The sequence below is a fragment of the Streptomyces sp. NPDC007856 genome, from assembly GCF_042868225.1.
GTDB lineage: Bacteria > Actinomycetota > Actinomycetes > Streptomycetales > Streptomycetaceae > Streptomyces.
Window position 1 is genome coordinate 236378 of record NZ_JBIAEC010000004.1, and the last position, 18236, is coordinate 254613.

13 protein-coding genes are annotated in these 18236 nt (G+C 67.8%); 4 read left to right on the plus strand and 9 right to left on the minus strand.

The annotated features are described in order from the left end of the window. Positions 1-137 precede the first annotated feature (137 nt). Positions 138-1154 (plus strand): hypothetical protein, encoded by a 1017-nt coding sequence (locus ACFYOH_RS12425; RefSeq protein ID WP_388624397.1) that lies wholly within the window; start codon positions 138-140, stop codon positions 1152-1154. Then, positions 1151-1549 carry an NTP pyrophosphohydrolase gene (locus tag ACFYOH_RS12430; RefSeq protein ID WP_388624399.1) on the plus strand — a complete coding sequence of 133 codons (399 nt, stop codon included), beginning with the start codon at positions 1151-1153 and terminating at the stop codon, positions 1547-1549. The genes ACFYOH_RS12425 and ACFYOH_RS12430 overlap by 4 nt, the downstream gene beginning before the upstream one ends. 147 nt (positions 1550-1696) lie before the next feature. On the opposite strand, the gene ACFYOH_RS12435 is transcribed toward ACFYOH_RS12430, so the two are convergent. The 9 genes from ACFYOH_RS12435 to ngcE form a co-directional block, all read right to left on the minus strand. Next, positions 1697-3220 carry an amino acid permease gene (locus tag ACFYOH_RS12435; RefSeq protein WP_388624402.1) on the minus strand — a complete coding sequence of 508 codons (1524 nt, stop codon included), beginning with the start codon at positions 3218-3220 and terminating at the stop codon, positions 1697-1699. Positions 3221-3374: 154 nt separating this feature from the next. After that, positions 3375-5303 carry a 1-deoxy-D-xylulose-5-phosphate synthase gene (gene dxs, locus ACFYOH_RS12440; RefSeq protein ID WP_388624406.1) on the minus strand — a complete coding sequence of 643 codons (1929 nt, stop codon included), beginning with the start codon at positions 5301-5303 and terminating at the stop codon, positions 3375-3377. 135 nt (positions 5304-5438) lie between these two features. Next, complete coding sequence (locus ACFYOH_RS12445; protein WP_388624408.1) at positions 5439-6731, minus strand: sugar ABC transporter permease; 1293 nt, start codon at positions 6729-6731, stop codon at positions 5439-5441. After that, positions 6728-7519: an ATP-binding cassette domain-containing protein gene (locus tag ACFYOH_RS12450; RefSeq protein WP_388624410.1), complete on the minus strand. Its 792-nt coding sequence runs from the start codon at positions 7517-7519 to the stop codon at positions 6728-6730. The genes ACFYOH_RS12445 and ACFYOH_RS12450 overlap by 4 nt, the downstream gene beginning before the upstream one ends. A gap of 186 nt (positions 7520-7705) precedes the next feature. After that, positions 7706-8803 carry a sugar ABC transporter substrate-binding protein gene (locus ACFYOH_RS12455; RefSeq protein ID WP_388624972.1) on the minus strand — a complete coding sequence of 366 codons (1098 nt, stop codon included), beginning with the start codon at positions 8801-8803 and terminating at the stop codon, positions 7706-7708. Positions 8804-8936: 133 nt separating this feature from the next. Then, positions 8937-10136, minus strand: a complete 1200-nt coding sequence (locus tag ACFYOH_RS12460) for an ROK family transcriptional regulator (RefSeq protein WP_388624412.1) — start codon at positions 10134-10136, stop codon at positions 8937-8939. A gap of 204 nt (positions 10137-10340) precedes the next feature. Continuing rightward, on the minus strand, positions 10341-11264 hold the full coding sequence (locus tag ACFYOH_RS12465; RefSeq protein ID WP_388624414.1) for a carbohydrate ABC transporter permease: 924 nt from the start codon (positions 11262-11264) through the stop codon (positions 10341-10343). 4 nt (positions 11265-11268) lie between these two features. Further along, a complete protein-coding gene (locus ACFYOH_RS12470) occupies positions 11269-12195 on the minus strand; it encodes a carbohydrate ABC transporter permease (protein WP_388624417.1) in 927 nt (308 codons plus the stop codon). Positions 12196-12224: 29 nt separating this feature from the next. Further along, positions 12225-13676 (minus strand): N-acetylglucosamine/diacetylchitobiose ABC transporter substrate-binding protein, encoded by a 1452-nt coding sequence (ngcE, locus tag ACFYOH_RS12475; RefSeq protein ID WP_388624420.1) that lies wholly within the window; start codon positions 13674-13676, stop codon positions 12225-12227. Positions 13677-13809: 133 nt separating this feature from the next. Between ngcE and ACFYOH_RS12480 the strand changes: the two genes are divergently transcribed. Beyond that, a complete protein-coding gene (locus tag ACFYOH_RS12480; protein WP_388624423.1) occupies positions 13810-14028 on the plus strand; it encodes a zinc ribbon domain-containing protein in 219 nt (72 codons plus the stop codon). Positions 14029-14421: 393 nt separating this feature from the next. After that, positions 14422-18228 carry a GH92 family glycosyl hydrolase gene (locus ACFYOH_RS12485; RefSeq protein ID WP_388624424.1) on the plus strand — a complete coding sequence of 1269 codons (3807 nt, stop codon included), beginning with the start codon at positions 14422-14424 and terminating at the stop codon, positions 18226-18228. Positions 18229-18236 lie beyond the last annotated feature (8 nt).

Below are 18236 nucleotides of genomic sequence, written 5' to 3' on the forward strand. Positions count from 1 at the left end.
AGCGCCCGCCGCCCAAGGCACCGGCGTCGTCCGAGAGGAGTCCGCAGCCGGAGACGGCGACGAGGAGGAGAGCGGGATCAGCAGGGACAGCAGGGTCCGGCTACGGCGTCTGCTCACCGGGATATCTTGGTACAACCATGAGAGCCCATCGCTCACGCCTCATAACGATCGCAACACTGCTGCTGGTCGTCACCGGTCTCGCGGCCGGTCTCACCGTCCTCCTGCGTACCCCGGGCGGTGCCGTGGAGGATGCCCGCCGACCCGCGCCGAAGGGGGCCGAGCAGATCGACCTGGCCCGCGAGGTGGCGGACTACACGAGCCGGTTCGGCCCCGGCCGGGGCTATCTGCCGCCCGGCCGGGCCGACCGCGAGGACATCGCCGCGGCCATCAGCCTGTTGCTCGACGGTCACCGCTCACAAGCGGAACAGCGGCTCTCACAGCGGGACTTCACCGTGCGCACGGTCTTCGACCGGCCCTCCGGCCGCCGCTATACGGAGGTGGCCGACCGCACCGACTCCGCTGTGAGACCGCGCGGCTGGGGCCGGATCTACCTCGATCTGGACCACCGCCCGAGCTGGTCGGTGCAGGTCCCGCATCCCGGGTTCGATCTGGGCACCGAGCAGCTAGGCGTGCGGGTGCTGCGCGGCTCGCCCGGTGGGGTCCTGGTGATCGCAGGAGCACATCGCAAAGCCGGAATCGGTAACGCGGCGGACGTGGCACACCGGGAGGACACCGTTTTCCACGCCGTCTGCGCCGAGCTGGCCCGCCGCGGGATGCCCGGGATCCAGTTGCACGGCTTCGCCGCCTCCGCCGCGCCCGGCTACGACGTCATCGCCTCCACCGGCGCCGGGTCGGCGGGCCGGCAGGACGGCCGCGACCTGGCCGACGCCCTGAGCGGCCATGGTTTCCGGGTGTGCCGGGCCTGGGCCCGCTCCTGTCCGCTGGAGGGCCGGACGAATGTGCAGGGCCGGGCGGCCGACGCCGACCATGTGCCGTTCCTGCACGTCGAGTTCTCCCCCCGGGGTGCGCGGGGGCGGGCGGCCCGCCGAGCGCGCGGCCGCCGCGATCGCCGGGATCACGGGCCGCTGGGCGAGGAACCCGTGACAGACTGGGTCCGCCAGGGACACGGCAGAACAGGGCTGTCACTGATATGACGGACACTTCGGGTGTTGCGCGCGGAGCGCTCCCGCTGCTCATCGTCGACGGCGCGAACGTCGTCGGGTCGGTGCCGGACGGCTGGTGGCGGGACCGCCGCGGTGCCGCCGAGCGCCTGCGCGACCGGCTGGCGCCCCTGGCCCGGTCCGGCGTGGCCGGCCTGCCCGGTCCGCTGGAGCTGGTCCTGGTGGTGGAGGGCGCGGCCCGGGGCGTGGAGTCGGTGCCCGGAGTGCGCGTCGAGGACGCGCCCGGCAGCGGCGACGACCACATCGTGGCCCTCGCCGCGGCGGCCCGCGACCGCCCGTGCCAGGTCGTCACGGCCGACCGCGCACTACGGCACCGGGTCACCGAACACGGCGCACAGGTCACCGGGCCCCGCACAGTACTGGCCTGACCGGCCCGGCCACACGATCCGGCGCCCGGCAGCGGCGACAACCACATCACGGTCCCCGCGGCAGCGGCCCGCGACCGCCCGTGCCTGGTCGTCACGGCCGACCGCGCACTACGGCACCGGGTCACCGAACACGGAGCCTGTGGACGGTTACGGCGCGTTTCCGGCGGACGGCCGCTGGGGCTCTTTGGTGGCGGGCTGCCCGCCCGGGGCCAGTCGGCTGTGGGTGCGGCCGTAGAAGAAGTAGACGGCGAAACCGATCACCATCCAGATGGCGAACCGCAGCCAGGTCTCGGCCGGCAGATTGAGCATCAGCCACAGCGAGGCGCACACCGACAGGATCGGGATGACCGGAACCCACGGGGTACGGAAGGCGCGGGGCAGGTCGGGGCGGGTGCGGCGCAGGATGATCACGCTGATCGCGACGACGACGAACGCGAAGAGCGTGCCGATGTTCACCAGCTCGGCCAGCGCGCTGAGGCTGGTGAAGCCGGCGACGATCGCGATGATCACGCCGAGCAGGATGGTCGGCCGGTGCGGGGTGCGGAAACGCGGGTGGACGCGGGAGAAGAAGCGCGGCAGCAGTCCGTCGCGGCTCATCGCGAAGAACACCCGGGTCTGGCCGAGCAGCAGGATCATGCACACGGTGGTCAGGCCGACGGCCGCGCCGAAGCTGATCACACCCGCGAACCAGGGGTGTCCGATGGCCTTGAAGGCGTCGGCCAGCGGGGCCTCCACGGACAGCTTGGAGTACTTCTCCATGCCGGTGACGACGATGGAGACGGCGACGTAGAGCACGGTGCAGATGAACAGGGAGCCGAGAATGCCGCGCGGCATGTCCCGCTGCGGGTTGCGGGTCTCCTCGGCGGCCGTGGCCACGATGTCGAAGCCGATGAAGGCGAAGAACACCACCGAGGCGGCCGTGAAGATGCCCATCACACCGAAGTTGGCCGGTGCCCAGCCGAACATCAGCTGGATCAGCGGGGCCCTGAGGTTGCCGCCGGCCGGCACCGGCTGGGGCTTGGGGATGAACGGCGAGTAGTTGCTGCCCGTGATGAAGAAGGCACCGGCGACGATCACGATGAGCACGACGATCACCTTGATGGCGACGACGAGTGAGGTGATCCGGGCCGAGAGTTTCATGCCGAGGACGAGGATGCCGGTGAGCACCAGCACCAGGGCCGCGGCGAGGATGTCGAAGCCGAAGCCGGAGGCCGTGTCCCGGCTGGCCAGATAGTCGGGCAGATGCCAGCCGACGTTGTCCATCAGGGAACGGATGTAGCCGGACCAGCCGACCGCCACCACCGCCGTACCGAGCGCGAACTCCAGGACCAGGTCCCAGCCGATGATCCACGCGGGCAGCTCACCCAGGGAGGCGTAACTGAAGGTGTACGCCGAGCCCGCCACGGGGACCGTGGACGCGAACTCGGCGTAGCAGAGGGCGGCGAGCGCGCAGACCACGCCGGCCACCACGAAGGCCAGGGACACCGCCGGGCCGGCGTTGTTCTTGGCGACCTGTCCGGTGAGGACGAAGATGCCGGTGCCGATGATGACGCCGACGCCGAAGACGGTCAGATCGAGCGCGGAGAGGGACTTCTTGAGCGAATGCTCGGGTTCCTCGGTGTCCTGGATGGACTGCTCGACGTTCTTCGTCCTGAACAACGCGCTGCTCACGTACCTGCCTCCCACGCTTGGGGCCCCTCGCCGTGGCCCGTCATGATCGAGAGGGTCGGGATGCGTATGCCCCGGCACAGGCAGGTTCACGCAAACGGGCCGGTTCCGCCACCGCAAGAGTGGCGTGACCGGCCCGTGAAGGGCGTGTTCCCGGTCAGTCGCACGCGGGCTCGACCGAGTCCACTTCCGCGGCCGTGCGGTCGAACCGGCCGTCCAGCCTGGCGACGAGCCCGGTGACCTGGCGGGCGATGTCCGGGGCGGTCAGGCCGATCTCGGCGAGGACCTCGCCGCGGGAGGCGTGGTCGAGGAAGCGCGGCGGGATGCCGAAGTCGCGCAGCGGCACGTCCACCCCGGCGTCACGCAGGGCCTGCGCGATCGCGGAGCCGACACCGCCGGCCCGGCTGTTGTCCTCGACGGTGACGACGACCCGGTGCCGCTCGGCCAGCGGGGCCATCGCCTCGTCGACGGGCTTGACCCAGCGCGGGTCGACCACGGTGGTGGAGATGCCCTGCTTGTCGAGCAGGCCGGCGATCTCCAGGCACATCGGGGCGAGGGCGCCCACGGAGACGAGCAGCACGTCCGGCCGGTCGGTGCCGGGCTCGCGCAGCACGTCCATGCCGCCGATCCGGCCCACGGCGGGTACGGCGGGGCCGACGGCGCCCTTGGAGAAGCGCACCACGGTCGGGGCGTCGTCCACCGCGACGGCCTCCCGCAGCTGGGCCCGCACCTGCTCGGCGTCCCGCGGGGCGGCCAGCCTGAGGCCCGGCACGACCTGCAGGATCGACATGTCCCACATGCCGTTGTGCGAGGCACCGTCCGTTCCGGTGACACCGGCCCGGTCCAGCACGAAGGTCACCCCGCACTTGTGCAGCGCCACGTCCATGAGGACCTGGTCGAATGCGCGGTTGAGGAAGGTGGCGTAGACGGCGAAGACGGGGTGCACCCCGGCGTACGCGAGGCCCGCGGCGGAGACGGCGCCGTGCTGCTCGGCGATCCCGACGTCGTACACCCGTTCGGGGAAGCGCTTGGCGAACCTGTCGAGTCCGACCGGCTGGAGCATGGCGGCCGTGATGGCCACGATGTCCTCGCGCTCCTCGCCGAGCCTGACCATCTCGTCGCCGAAGACGGAGGTCCAGTCGGCGCCCGAGCTGGCGATCGGCAGACCGGTGTCCGGGTGGATCTTGCCGACCGCGTGGAAGCGGTCCGCCTCGTCCTGCAGGGCAGGCTGGTAGCCGCGGCCCTTCTCGGTGAGGCAGTGCACGATCACCGGTCCGCCGAACCGCTTGGCGCGGGCCAGGGCGGATTCCAGCGCCTCGATGTCGTGGCCGTCGATCGGGCCGACGTACTTCAGGCCCAGGTCCTCGAACATGCCCTGCGGTGCGATGAAGTCCTTGAACCCCTTCTTCGCCCCGTGCAGGGTCTCGTACAGCGGCCGGCCGACGACCGGGGTGCGCTCCAGGAGTTCCTTCGTGCGGGCGAGGAACCGCTCGTAGCCGTCCGTCGTGCGCAGGGTCGCCAGGTGGTTGGCGAGGCCGCCGATGGTGGGGGCGTACGACCGCTCGTTGTCGTTGACGACGATGACGAGCGGGCGGTCCTTGGCGTCGGCGATGTTGTTCAGCGCCTCCCAGGCCATGCCGCCGGTGAGCGCCCCGTCGCCGATGACCGCCACGACATGGCTGTCCCGCTTCTTCAGCTGGTTGGCCTTGGCGATGCCGTCGGCCCAGCCGAGCACCGTGGAGGCGTGGCTGTTCTCGATGACGTCGTGCTCGGACTCGGCCTGCGAGGGGTAGCCGGACAGGCCGCCCTTCATCTTCAGCCTGGAGAAGTCCTGCCGGCCGGTGAGCAGCTTGTGCACATAGGACTGGTGGCCGGTGTCCCAGAGCACCTTGTCCTTCGGCGAGTCGAAGACCCGGTGCAGGGCGATGGTCAGCTCCACCACACCGAGGTTGGGGCCGAGGTGGCCGCCGGTCTTGGAGACGGCGTCGACGAGGAAGGTCCGGATCTCCTCTGCCAGCTGGTCCAGCTGCTCCAGGCTGAGCCGGTCCAGATCGCGCGGTCCCCTGATGCGGGTCAGCAGCGGCACCCGTGCCTCCTTGCAGTAGAGCTGATCGAGCTTTCGCCGGGCTCGCCAGAGTCTAATGTTCCGGCTTTACACGACACGACAGCGCCCGGCACGTTTCGATGTGCCGGGCGCTGGTCAACCTGTGAAGACCAGGCGTTATGCACGCCCTGCTGTCTTCTGGGTCTTGCGCGTCACCGCGTCGATCACGACCGTGGCCAACAGCACACCACCGGTGATCATGTACTGCACCGGCGAGGCGATGCCCTGCAGCGCGAGGCCGTACTGGATCGAGACGATCACCAGCACGCCGAGGAGCGCGTTCCAGGTGCGGCCACGGCCACCGAAGAGGGACGTGCCACCGATCACGGCCGCCGCGATCGCGTTCATCAGCAGGTCACCGCCGCCGGCGCCCTGGTTGGCAGAGGCGATCTTGGAGGCGATGAACAGACCGCCGATCGCCGCGAACGTGCCGGAGATGGCGAACACCGAGATCCGGACCATGTCCACGTTGATACCGGCACGGCGGGACGCCTCGACGCTGCCGCCGAGCGCGAAGACCTTGCGGCCGTAGGAGGTGCGGCGCAGCACGAAGTCCGTGATGAACAGCACGGCGACGAAGACCACCACGGCCAGCGGCAGGCCCTTGTACTGGTTGAAGACGACCGCGGCGGCGAAGGCCACGACGGCCAGCAGCACGGTGCGCAGGATGGTCTCGCTCAGCGGGCGGGACGGCACGCCGGCGGCCTCGCGGCGCTTGTTGCCGAAGTAGGAGCTGAGGAAGAACAGCACCGTCACCGCGATGGCCAGGCCGTAGGCGGCGGCCACGTCGGAGAAGTAGTAGCTGGTCAGCTTGGCGACCAGGCCGTTGTCGTTCAGGTTGATCGTGCCGTTGTCGCCCAGGATCTTGAGCATGAGGCCGTTCCAGAACAGCAGACCGGCCAGGGTCACCGCGAAGGCCGGCACGCCGATCTTCGCGAAGAAGAAGCCCTGCACCGCGCCCGCGACCGTACCGGTGAGGATCGACAGCACCAGGGCCAGGATCTCGTTCATGCCGTGGGTGACGTTCAGCACCGCGAAGGTGGCGCCCGCGACACCGGAGAGCGAACCGACCGACAGGTCGATCTCGCCGAGCAGCAGGACGAACACGATGCCGACGGCGATCATGCCCGTGCCGACCATGGCGACGGAGATGTCGGAGAGGTTGCCCGCGGTCAGGAAGTTGGAGTTCAGGCTCTGGAAGATGATCCAGATGACCGCCAGGCCGATCACGACCGGGATGGAGCCGAGGTCACCGGCCTTCATCTTGCGCTTGAACTCGGTGACGTAGCCCGCGAGGCCCTGCTCGCGCACCAGCAGACGGGGGTCGACGGCGACGTCGGAGCCGCGTGCCGCCTCGGGGTTCTCCACGGGGGTGTCCTCGGGGGGCGTGGAGGTCTTGTCGATGCTCACTTCTTGATCTCCCCATTGCTGCGCGCCGCACGACGGGTCACGGCGTTGTCCGTGGCGCCGGTGATGGCGGAGATGATCTCTTCCTGCGAGGTCGACTTGACCTCGAAGACGCCGTTGTTCCTGCCCAGACGCAGCACGGCCACCTTGTCGGCGACAGCCTTGACGTCGGCCATGTTGTGGCTGATGAGGATCACGGCGTGACCGCGCTCCCGCAGCCTCTCCACCAGGTCGAGGACCTGGGCGGTCTGCTCGACGCCGAGCGCGGCGGTGGGCTCGTCGAGGATGACCAGCTTGGGCTCGCCGAGCATGGAGCGGGCGATCGCCACGACCTGGCGCTGACCGCCGGAGAGCGAGGCGATCGGGATGCGGACGCTGGGAATGCGGATGGAGAGCTGGTCCAGCAGCTCGCGCGAGCGGCGCTCCATCTCGACCTCGTCCAGCACACCGCGGCGGCGGATCTCCCGGCCGAGGAACAGGTTGCCGACGACGTCGATGTTGTCGCACAGCGCGAGGTCCTGGTACACCGTCGCGACGCCCAGGTTCTGGGCGTCGTGCGGCTTGTTGACCTGGACGGCCTTGCCTTCCCATTCGATGACGCCCTCATCGATGGGGTGCACGCCGGCGATCGTCTTGACCAGCGTGGACTTTCCGGCACCGTTGTCGCCCACCAGGGCGACCACCTCACCGGCGTGGACCTCAAGCTCTACGTCGGTGAGCGCCTGAACGGCACCGAACCGCTTGGAGACCCGGCGCAACGCCAGCACGGGCGTAGCGGACACGTGAACCATCTCCTTCGCCGCCTGACCCGGCGGGAGGTTGTGCAGAAGTTTGGGGGGTAGTTCCGTCCGGCGCCCCGCACCGAGCTTGCGGGGCTGGGTGTGTGCGCGGGGCGCCGGAGGAGCCTGTGGGCGCCTTCCTCCCGCTAGGGAAATTCAAGGGTGAATTCCCCTAGTTGGAAAGGCGCGTGCGGCTGCTTACTTCAGACCGATCTTGTCGCAGGCGGCCTTGTACTGCGAGGTGCAGATGTCGGCGACCGTGTAGACGCCGTCCTTGATGACGGTGTCCTTGATGTTGTCCTTGGTCAGCGCGGTGACGGGCACCAGGACCGAGGGCACCTGCTTGGTGGTCGGGCTGTCGACCTTGTCCTTGGCGACGGAGTCGAGCGACTTGCCCTGGGCGAGGTCCACGGCCATCTCGGCGGCGGCGGCGGCCTCGGGAGCGTACGGCTTGTAGACGCTCATGTACTGGTCGCCGGTGACGATGCGCTGGACACCCGCGAGCTCCGCGTCCTGGCCGGTGACCGGGACCTTGATGCCCGCCTGCTTGAGGGCGGTGATGATACCGCCGGCCATGCCGTCGTTGGCGGAGTAGACGCCGATGATGTTCTTCTTGCCCAGAGCGGAAATGGCGCCCTCCATGTTGGAGTTGGCGTTCTCCGGCTTCCACTCCTTGGTGTCGTACTCCTTGCCGACGTTCACCTTGCCGTCGAGCACCTCGTGGGCGCCCTTCTTGAACTGCGCGGCGTTCGGGTCGGTGGAGGAACCGTTCATCATGACGATCTTGCCGGACTTGGCCTTGGAGCCCAGGGCCTTCAGCAGGGCCTCGCCCTGGGTCTTGCCGACCGTCTCGTTGTCGAACGAGGTGTACGCGTCGATCGGGCCCTGCGCCAGGCGGTCGTAGGCGACGACCGGGATGCCGGCGTCCTTGGCCTTCTGGACCGAGTTCTTGATGGCCGCGGCGTCCACCGCGTCCACGATCAGGACGTCCACCTTGTTGGTGATCATGGTGTCGACCTGCTGGTTCTGCAGCGTCGCGTCCTGCTTGGCGTTGGCGTAGACGATCTTGCCCTTGCCGCCCGTGAGCTCCTGGACCTTCTTCTCGATCAAGGGCTTGTCGAACTTCTCGTAACGAGCGGTCTGGTTCTCCGGCAGGAGCAGACCGACCGTGATCGCGTCGCCCTTCTTGGGGCTGGACGACTTGGAGGAGCCGCCACCGGACTGCTTGGCGCTGCCACAGGCAGCGAGCGAGACGGCCATGGCACCAGCAGCAACGGCGAAGGCCGCACGACGCATACGCATGTTCACTTCAGAAACCTCCCTGACGAGGCCGCGTCGTTGCGGCCGAGGTGGCTGGAAGTCAACTCGGCCACACGTGCGACGTCAAGAAGTAAATCCTTAACGAGATGGCAACGGTGCCATCCGTTTTCTAAGTGAAGGCAGGGGCCGCCATGGACAGCGAACCGTCCAAAAGGGTCGAATCACCCATCTCGCTGAGGGCGAGGGCGAGCGCTCCGAGTACCTCGGCACGACCGCCAAGTGCCCCCGGGAGAACGGTCAGTTGGCGCGCCGCGCTGGGAATGGCGTAGCGGCCGACGGACTCCCTGATCGGCCCGAGCACCAGCTCACCGGCCTCGGCGAGATCACCGCCGAGGACCACCCGGCTCGGGTTGAGGAGATTGCAGAGATTGGCCACTCCACTGCCGATGTGGCGGCCGACGTCGGCGATCACCCGACGGCAGCCCGGGTCTCCGTCCCTGGCCAGCCGCACGACGCCCTCCATGGTCAGGTCCGGGCCATGACTGGGCTGGAGCAGCGGCAGCACATAGCGTGCGGCCGCGAACGTCTCCAGACAGCCGCGGTTCCCGCAACGGCAGACCGGGCCGGATTCATCGAGTGTAATATGTCCGATTTCCCCGGCCGTGCCGCCCGGACCCCGGTAGATCTTCCCGTCGATCACCAGACCGGCACCGACACCGCTCGCGACCTTGATGTACGCAAGGTCACGGACCCCCTTGCCGGCCCCCCAGACCAGCTCGCCGAGAGCGCCGAGGTTGGCGTCGTTGTCCACGTGCACGGGCACACCGAGCCGCTCGCGCAGCTCCTCGGCGGGCTTGGCGCCGGTCCAGCCCGGCAGGATCGCGGTGGAGCCCAGCGTCCCCGACTCCACGTCGATCGGGCCCGGCACACCGAGCCCCACGCCGGCCACCTTCGACCGGCTCACGCCCGTGACCGCGATCAGGCGGCTGACCAGCTCCTCCGCCCGGTCGAAGCCCTGCGCGGCGGAGGCGTCGACGTCCAGCGGCTCGGCCTCCTCGGCCAGCACCTGGTGAGCGAGGTTCCCGATCGCGACGCGCAGATGGGTGTGCCCGAAGTCGACGCCGATCACAATCCCGGCGTCCCCGCTCAGACTGACGCTGCGGGCCCTGCGCCCGCCCGCCGACGTGGGCGTGACCTCGACGGTTCCGCCGTCCTTCAGCTCCCGCACGATGTTGGAGACCGTCGCGGCGGACAGGCCGGTCGTCCGCGCGATCTCCGCCTGCGTGAGGGACCCGGCCAAGCGCACGGCCCGTACGACCCGCTCCAGGTTGGCTCGGTGCAGCGACGACTGCGACCCTGGAGTCTCCACGACGACCTCCTGAGCGCGAGGCCGCTCCGGCGAGGCCCCGCGTATGTCCAACTAGTGAACTCTAAGCTGAGCCGTTCGGGGTGTCTTACGTCAAGAGGTTGAACCGCATCCGGGTACCCGGACACACGTGTGCACACCACTCCGAGGCCCGGAACGGCGTGCACACGGACGGATGCGAGGCGTCACCCCAGTAGTGGGGAGGGGCTACTTCAGCGCCCCTGCGGTGAGCCCCTGAACCACCTGCCGCTGGAAGACGATGTACGCCCCGAGCACCGGCAGCATGGCCATCACCAGGCCCGCGAAGAGCCCGGACCAGTCGCCCTTGTAACCCTGGCTGACCGCCAGCTGTACCAGGCCCTGGGTGAGGACGCGCTTGTCGGGGTCGGTGTTGAGAACCGTGGGCAGCATGTACTGGTTCCACTGCCCGAGGAAGTTGAAGATCCCCACGCTGATCAGGCCGGGCTTGGCCATCGGGAGCATGATCTGGAAGAACGTACGCGTGTGCGAAGCACCGTCCACGAAGGCTGCCTCCGCCACCGAGGTGGGCAGCGTGCGGAAGAAGGCCGTCAGGAAGAAGACAGTGAACGGTAGCGAATATGCGATGTAGACCAGGATCAGGCCGTGGATCGTGTTCAGCAGCCCCATGTTGTTCACCACGTAGAACAGCGGGACCAGGGCGAGCATGATCGGAAAGCTCATGCCGCCGATGAACAGGTAGTAGATGAAGCGGTTGCCTGGGAAGTCGAAGCGAGCGAGGACATAGGCGGCCATGGAGCCGAGGACCAGGGTGCCGATGAGCGAGCCGCCGACCACCAGGACGGTGTTGAGGAAGTAGTCGCTCATGTTGGCCTGGGTCCAGGCCCGCGACCAGTTGTCGAAGTGCAGCTTGTCCGGCAGGGACCAAGGCGAGTCGAAAATGGACCTGTCGTCCTTGAAAGACGTCATCACCGCCCACAGCAGCGGCGTGACCACCATGATCGCCCAGATGATCAGCACGCCGTGAGAGAAGACGTTGAGGACACCGCCTTCCTTCTTCTCCCGGGCGGGCTTCAGGGCCGGTACGTCGACCTTGGAGACGCTGGCGCCGGACTCGGCCGGCAACGGTGCGGGTGTCTCGGTCGTCTTCATCGCTTCAGAACTCCAGCCGCTCGCGACGCCCCAGCCGCATCACGACCGCCGCGAAGGCGAGCGTGACGACGAGCAGGGCGACGCCGATGGTCGTGGCGTAGGCGGCCTGACCGTCCCGGAACGCCTTCTGGTACACGTACAGGACCATCACCGTGGTCGAGTAGTCGGGCCCGCCCGGCCCCGTCGTCATGATCTGTACGACCGCGAACGACTCGGCGCCGAGCGCGAGGATGCCCATGTAGACCCAGCCGGACTGCACGGTGTCCCACAGCAACGGCAGGGTGATCCGGAAGAAGGTGGTGGCCCGGCCGGCGCCGTCGAGCAGCGCCGACTCGTAGAGCTCGGTCGGGATCGAGGCCATGCCCGCCGAGAACAGGACCACGAAGAAACCGACCGTGGACCAGACGAGCACCGCCATCACGCACCACAGCGCGAGGCTCGGGTCGCCCAGCCACAGGGGCTGGACGTGGTCCAGGCCGATGCCCCGCAGGATCGAGTTGATCGCGCCGCTGTCCGGATTGTATGCGAAGGCGAACAGCAGTGAGACGATCGCGATCGACAGGACCTGCGGGAAGAAATAGACGATTTTGTAGAAGGACGAGCCCCGGACACCCGAGATGACGGGGCCCCCCCTTCTCCGGCGTCCGCCCACATTGATCATGAAGGCGAAGAACAGCGCCAGACTGATCGTCACCAGTGGCAGAACCAGGGCGAACAGCAGACTGTGCTCCAGCGACTTCCAGAAGATGTCGTCGTGGAACATCCTCCTGTAGTTGTCGAAGCCGACCATCTTGAATTCGGGGCTCAGGCCTGTCCAGTCCGTGAACGAGTAGTAGATGGACTGGATGAACGGCCATACCACGAAGAGCGCGTACAGTCCCAGGGGCAATGCCAGAAACCCCACAATGAACCGGTACTTGCCGTGCTGCATCGCCACTCCGGTGCGGTCAGGGGTGCTGGCTACTGGTGCTTGTAGTGCTTGATCGAGCTGTCCTTGGCCGTCTCGTCGGCAAATCCCTGGATCTTCTTGATGGCCTCGGCCGGGGTGAGCCGGCCCGCCATCATCTCACCGAGACCGGCCACACCGATCTTCTCTTTCTGCAGCTGCACATACCAGTCCTGCAGCCGCGGATTCACCACGTTGGATCCGGCCAGCTGCAGCGCTGCCACGCCCGACTTCAGCCCCGGGGTGAGCGAGATGCCGGTGGTGCCACCGTTGTAGGCGGTCAGTGACTTCACCTTGGTGGTGAAGTTCTTCGAGGACGCCTCGGAGAGCATGATGCGCAACTGCTCCATACCGCCCTCGGGGTTCGCGGCCTTGGCCGGCACGATGAACGGCTCACCGCCGGAGGCCCAGATGGTGCCGAACGGCATCTTGTCGCTGTTGTCGATGCCGGTGGGCGCGGAGACGGCGAGGTTGAAGTCCTTCGGGATGACGTTGGCCGACTCGTTCTCCACCCAGGAACCGTTCGGAATGAACAGCGCCTTGCCCTGGGCCCAGGCGGTCTGCGACTGGATGTGGTCCAGGCCCGGGGTGCCCTGGAGGATGTATCCCTTCTTGTACAGCTCGTAGTACGCCTCGAAACAGGCCTTGACGGCCGGGTGCTTCCAGGCGTTGGGCTCCAGGTTGTCGATGGCGTCGAGCACCTCGCGGCCACCGACCTTGCCGATCATCGGATAGAGCGAGAACGGGATGTAGTAGGGGTACTTGCCCGCGTACGTCCAGCCCGCCATGCCCTTCTTCTTGGCCTTCGCGCAGACCTGCAGCATCTCGTCCCAGGTCTTCGGGTACTCGACCCCGAGCGAGTCCAGGGCCTTCTGCGAGTACCAGACGCCGTACACCGTGTAGGCGTAGTACATGATCCACACCGGGTTGCCGTCGAACTGGCCCATCTCCACGATGCCCGGGCGCAGCGTGTCGCGGACCTTCTTGTTCGGGTCGTCGTACGACGGCGCGTCCAGCAGGGGGGTGAGGTCGGCGAGCTGGCTCTTGCCGACGAGCACACCCATGTCCATCTGCTCGGCACCGGAGTTGTCGATGAGGTCCGGGGGGTTGCCCTGGTTGAAGCGGGGCTGGAGCGTGGACTGGATCTTCTGGGTGGCGGAGAACTTCACCGTGGCCTTGGGGAAGTCCTTCTGGTAGATCTTCACCGCGTCCTGGGCGTACTCCTTGCCGAAGCCGCCGTCGAAGAGGACGAATTCCATCTTGGCGGTCTCGTTGACGCCGAGCGGGTTCTTGGCGGTCTTCTTCCCCGCCTTGTCCTTCTTCTGCCCGCCCCCGCCACTGCTCGCGCAGGCGGACAGCAGGCCCATTCCGGGAACCGCCACCAGGCCCAGCGCTGCCGAACGCTTGATCAGATTGCGGCGGCCGACGCCTTCGGAACCGGTGTTCTCGGCGGAAGTGAATTCCATCAGATTCCTCTCAAAGGGACGACCGGCCGCAGCCGGTAGGGGTATCGCATCGTCCGCCGCGCCACGGCCTGGTGCCGTACACGGCAGGCGACAGTCACGAAACGTATGCGAGTGAACACGCAGTGCCTATACAGTGCGGGCTGAGAGTGCCGGTCGTCTCGTGATCCCGGTGAACGCCCTCAACACCTCCCGCACATGCCCCGTATGCGGGCACATCGCGAAGGGGAACCGCGTCACCCAGTCGAGATTCGAGTGCGCGTCCTTCGCCGTGAACGCCGACCACGTAGGCGCTCTCAACATCCGCAACAGGGGTGGGCCGGCCCTCTGCGACGCTGGTCCGGCGGCGGCGTAGGAAGCCCGCGCGGTGACGCATGGGTGGAGTCACGCTCAAGTCCTCGCCTTCTCCAGGACTCAGGCGGTGAACCGGATCCTCCCCGGCACCGCGGTCGGGTAGTGCTGGGTCGTGCAGAGTAGTGCTGGATCGTGCTGGAAGTGCCGACAGGTATAGTCCACTTCCCGTCAGCGGAGCAAGATCGAATGCACGGTTCGCGATGGGTCTTTTCCGAGTTGAGACCTGGCGGAAATATGAGCCCCCTGTGGAGCGCCTGGTGGAAAACCCGCGCCATAAGCGCCTGAATGCCACACCCAACACCCTTGACACCACGGGTCACTTGACGCACTACTGGTTCCTGCGCACCGAAGTTGACAACGTTGTCCAGAGCGGTCGCAGGAGGGGAATCCGTAGATGCAGCGGAGAACTCGGCACAGATGGGGTCCGGCGGTCGTCCTCACGGCCGCCTTTGTCATGGCCGTCGGCGCTCAGGGCGCGGCGGTCGCCCTGCCCGCCAAGGCTCCGGCAACCGACCGGGAGTTCGCATCCTCGTTCGAGACGGGCGATCCGGCGCCCGACTGGCTCAATACCGTCGACACCGCGCCGGACGGCACCAAGCGCGCCTCGGGGGTCGACGGCGGCTACAGCACCGGCATACCGGGCAATGTGAACGACCATGTCACCGAGGTCCGGGCGAGCGGCGAGAACACGGGTGCGGGCGAGGTCAAGGAGAATCTGGTCGACGGCGAGTCCGGCACCAAGTGGCTGACCTTCGAGCCCACCGGCTGGGTGGAGTTCGACCTCGACAAGCCCGTCAAGCTGGTGACGTACGCGCTCACCTCGGCCAACGACTACGCCGAGCGCGACCCGAGGGACTGGACGCTGCTCGGCTCCACCGACGGCAAGGACTGGAAGACGGTCGACACCCGGGCGGGCGAGACCTTCTCCGAGCGGTTCCAGACCAAGTCCTACGGCCTGACCGAGCCCGTCGAGTACCAGCACTTCCGGCTGGAGATCACGAAGAACTCCGGCGCCGACATCCTGCAACTCGCCGATGTGCAGTTCTCCACCGGTGGCGGAGGCGGTCCGGTGCCGCAGGACATGCTGACGCTGGTCGACAAGGGTCCGACCGCCTCGCCGACGGCCAAGGCCCGGGTGGGCTTCACCGGGAAGCGCGCGCTGCGCTACGCCGGGCGGCACACGGCGGGCGGCCGGGCGTACTCGTACAACAAGGTCTTCGACGTGAACGTGAAGGTCGGCGGCGACACGGAGTTGTCGTACCGGATCTTCCCGCAGATGGCCGACGGCGACCGGGACTACGACGCCACGAACATCTCCCTGGACCTGGCCTTCACCGACGGCACGTATCTGAGTGATCTGGGCGCGCTGGACCAGCACGGGTTCCCGCTGTCGCCGCGCGGGCAGGGCGACTCGAAGTCGCTGTACGTGAACCAGTGGAACAACGTTGTCGCGCGGATCGGTTCGGTGGCGGCGGGCAAGACGGTCGACCGGATCCTGGTGGCCTACGACTCCCCCGCCGGGCCGGCGAAGTTCCGGGGCTGGATCGACGACGTGGCGATCAGGCCGGTAGCGCCCGAGAAGCCGAAGGCGCATCTGTCGGACTACGCGCTGACCACGCGCGGCACCAACTCCAGCGGCAGTTTCTCGCGCGGCAACAACTTCCCGGCGACGGCCCTTCCGCACGGTTTCAACTTCTGGACGCCGGTGACCAACGCGTCGTCCCTGAGCTGGCTGTACGAGTACGCACATGCGAACAACGACGACAACCTGCCCACGATGCAGGCGTTCAGCGCGAGTCATGAGCCGAGCCCGTGGATGGGTGACCGGCAGACCTTCCAGGTGATGCCGTCGGCGGTGTCCGGCACTCCGGACACCGGCCGCGAGGCGCGTGAGCTGCCGTTCCGGCACGAGAACGAGACCGCGCGGCCGTATTACTACGGGGTCCGCTTCGAGAACGGTCTCAAGGCGGAGATGACGCCCACCGACCACGCGGCGATGCTGCGCTTCACCTATCCCGGCACCGACGCGAGCGTGCTGTTCGACAACGTCACCGAGCAGGCGGGCCTGACGCTCGACAAGGAGCACGGGATCGTCACCGGTTTCTCGGACGTGAAGTCGGGCCTGTCGACCGGTGCGACACGGCTGTTCGTGTACGGCGAGTTCGACCGGCCCGTGACGGACGGCGGATCGAGCGGGGTGAAGGGTTACCTGCGCTTCGACGCGGGCGCGGACCACACCGTCACGCTGCGCCTGGCGACCTCGCTGATCAGCGTGGACCAGGCGAAGGACAACCTGCGCCAGGAGATCCCGGACGGCACCTCCTTCGACACGGTCAGGGAGCAGGCCCAGCGCACCTGGGACAAGCTGCTCGGCAAGGTCGAGGTGGAGGGCGCGACCCCGGACCAGCTGACCACGCTGTACTCCGGCATGTACCGGCTGTACCTGTACCCGAACTCGGGCTTCGAGAGGGTGGGCGGCAAGGACCAGTACGCCTCGCCCTTCTCCCCGATGCCGAGCCAGGACACCCCGACCCACACCGGCGCGAAGATCGTCGACGGCAAGGTGTACGTCAACAACGGTTTCTGGGACACGTATCGGACCACGTGGCCGGCGTACTCCTTCCTCACGCCGTCCCAGGCAAGTGAGATGGTCGACGGGTTCGTGCAGCAGTACAAGGACGGCGGCTGGACCTCGCGCTGGTCCTCCCCCGGCTACGCCGACCTGATGACCGGCACCTCCTCGGACGTGGCGTTCGCCGACGCGTATGTCAAGGGCGTGAAGTTCGACGCGAAGGCCGCCTATGACGCGGCACTGAAGAACGCGACCGTCGTGCCGCCGATGTCGGGCGTGGGGCGCAAGGGCATGAGCACCTCGCCGTTCCTCGGTTACACGAGCACCGCCACCTCCGAGGGCATGTCCTGGGCGATGGAGGGCTACGTCAACGACTACGGCATCGCGAAGATGGGCGACGCCCTGTACCGGAAGACGGGCGAGAAGCACTACAAGGAGGAGTCCGACTACTTCCTCAACCGCGCCCAGGACTATGTGAACCTGTTCGACCCCAAGGCGTCGGGCGGCTTCTTCCAGGGCCGTGACGCCAAGGGCGACTGGCGGGTGGACTCCGCGTCGTACGACCCGCGCGTGTGGGGGTACGACTACACGGAGACGAACGGCTGGGGGTACGCCTTCAGCGTCCCGCAGGACAGCCGGGGCCTGGCCAACCTCTACGGCGGCCGGCAGGGTCTCGCCGAGAAGCTGGACGCGTTCTTCTCCACCCCGGAGACCGCTTCCCCGGACTTCGTCGGCTCCTACGGCGGTGTCATCCACGAGATGACCGAGGCGCGGGACGTCCGGATGGGCATGCTCGGGCAGTCCAACCAGGTCGCGCACCATGTGTCGTACATGTACGACGCGGCCGGCGAGCCGTGGAAGACGCAGGCGGCGGTCCGGGAGATCCTCTCGCGGCTGTACCTCGGCAGCGAGATCGGGCAGGGCTACCACGGCGACGAGGACAACGGCGAGCAGTCGGGCTGGTACCTCTTCTCCGCGCTCGGCTTCTATCCGCTGGTGATGGGCAGTGGCGAGTACTCGATCGGCTCCCCGCTGTTCAAGAAGGTCACCGTGCACCTGGAGAACGGCCGCGACCTGGTGGTCAAGGCGCCCGCCAACAGTGCCAGGAACGTGTACATCCAGGGCGTGAGGTTCAACGGCAGCCCCTGGACGTCGACTTCGCTGCCCCATTCGCTGCTGTCCAAGGGCGGGGTGCTGGAGTTCTCCATGGGTGCCGAGCCGTCGACCTGGGGCACGGGCAAGAACGCGGCCCCGGTCTCCATCACCCGGGACGACAAGGTGCCGGCGCCCCGCTCGGACGTGCTGAAGGGTGACGGCGCGCTGTTCGACGACACCTCGGCGACGGACGCCACGGTCACCTCGGTGGATCTGCCGGTGGACGGGGCCGTGAAGCCCGTCCAGTACACGCTGACGTCGTCGGCGGACCACACCAGGGCGCCGACCGGCTGGACCCTCCAGGGCTCCACGGACGGCACGACCTGGCGGACCCTGGACCACCGCTCCGGCGAATCGTTCACCTGGGACCGTCAGACCCGGGCGTTCACCATCGCCGCGCCGGGGACGTACTCGAAGTACCGGCTGGTGCTGGACGGCGAGTCGACGCTGGCGGAGGTGGAGCTGCTGGCCTGACCCGGGCG

Bases quoted from the DNA above. Each gene is read 5' to 3' on its own strand.
- ACFYOH_RS12470 (WP_388624417.1), bottom strand. From the start codon at position 12,195: ATGCAGCACGGCAAGTACCGGTTCATTGTGGGGTTTCTGGCATTGCCC.
- ACFYOH_RS12465 (WP_388624414.1), bottom strand. From the start codon at position 11,264: ATGAAGACGACCGAGACACCCGCACCGTTGCCGGCCGAGTCCGGCGCC.
- ACFYOH_RS12455 (WP_388624972.1), bottom strand. From the start codon at position 8,803: ATGCGTCGTGCGGCCTTCGCCGTTGCTGCTGGTGCCATGGCCGTCTCG.
- ngcE (WP_388624420.1), bottom strand. From the start codon at position 13,676: ATGGAATTCACTTCCGCCGAGAACACCGGTTCCGAAGGCGTCGGCCGC.
- ACFYOH_RS12485 (WP_388624424.1), top strand. From the start codon at position 14,422: ATGCAGCGGAGAACTCGGCACAGATGGGGTCCGGCGGTCGTCCTCACG.
- ACFYOH_RS12430 (WP_388624399.1), top strand. From the start codon at position 1,151: ATGACGGACACTTCGGGTGTTGCGCGCGGAGCGCTCCCGCTGCTCATC.
- ACFYOH_RS12425 (WP_388624397.1), top strand. From the start codon at position 138: ATGAGAGCCCATCGCTCACGCCTCATAACGATCGCAACACTGCTGCTG.
- ACFYOH_RS12450 (WP_388624410.1), bottom strand. From the start codon at position 7,519: ATGGTTCACGTGTCCGCTACGCCCGTGCTGGCGTTGCGCCGGGTCTCC.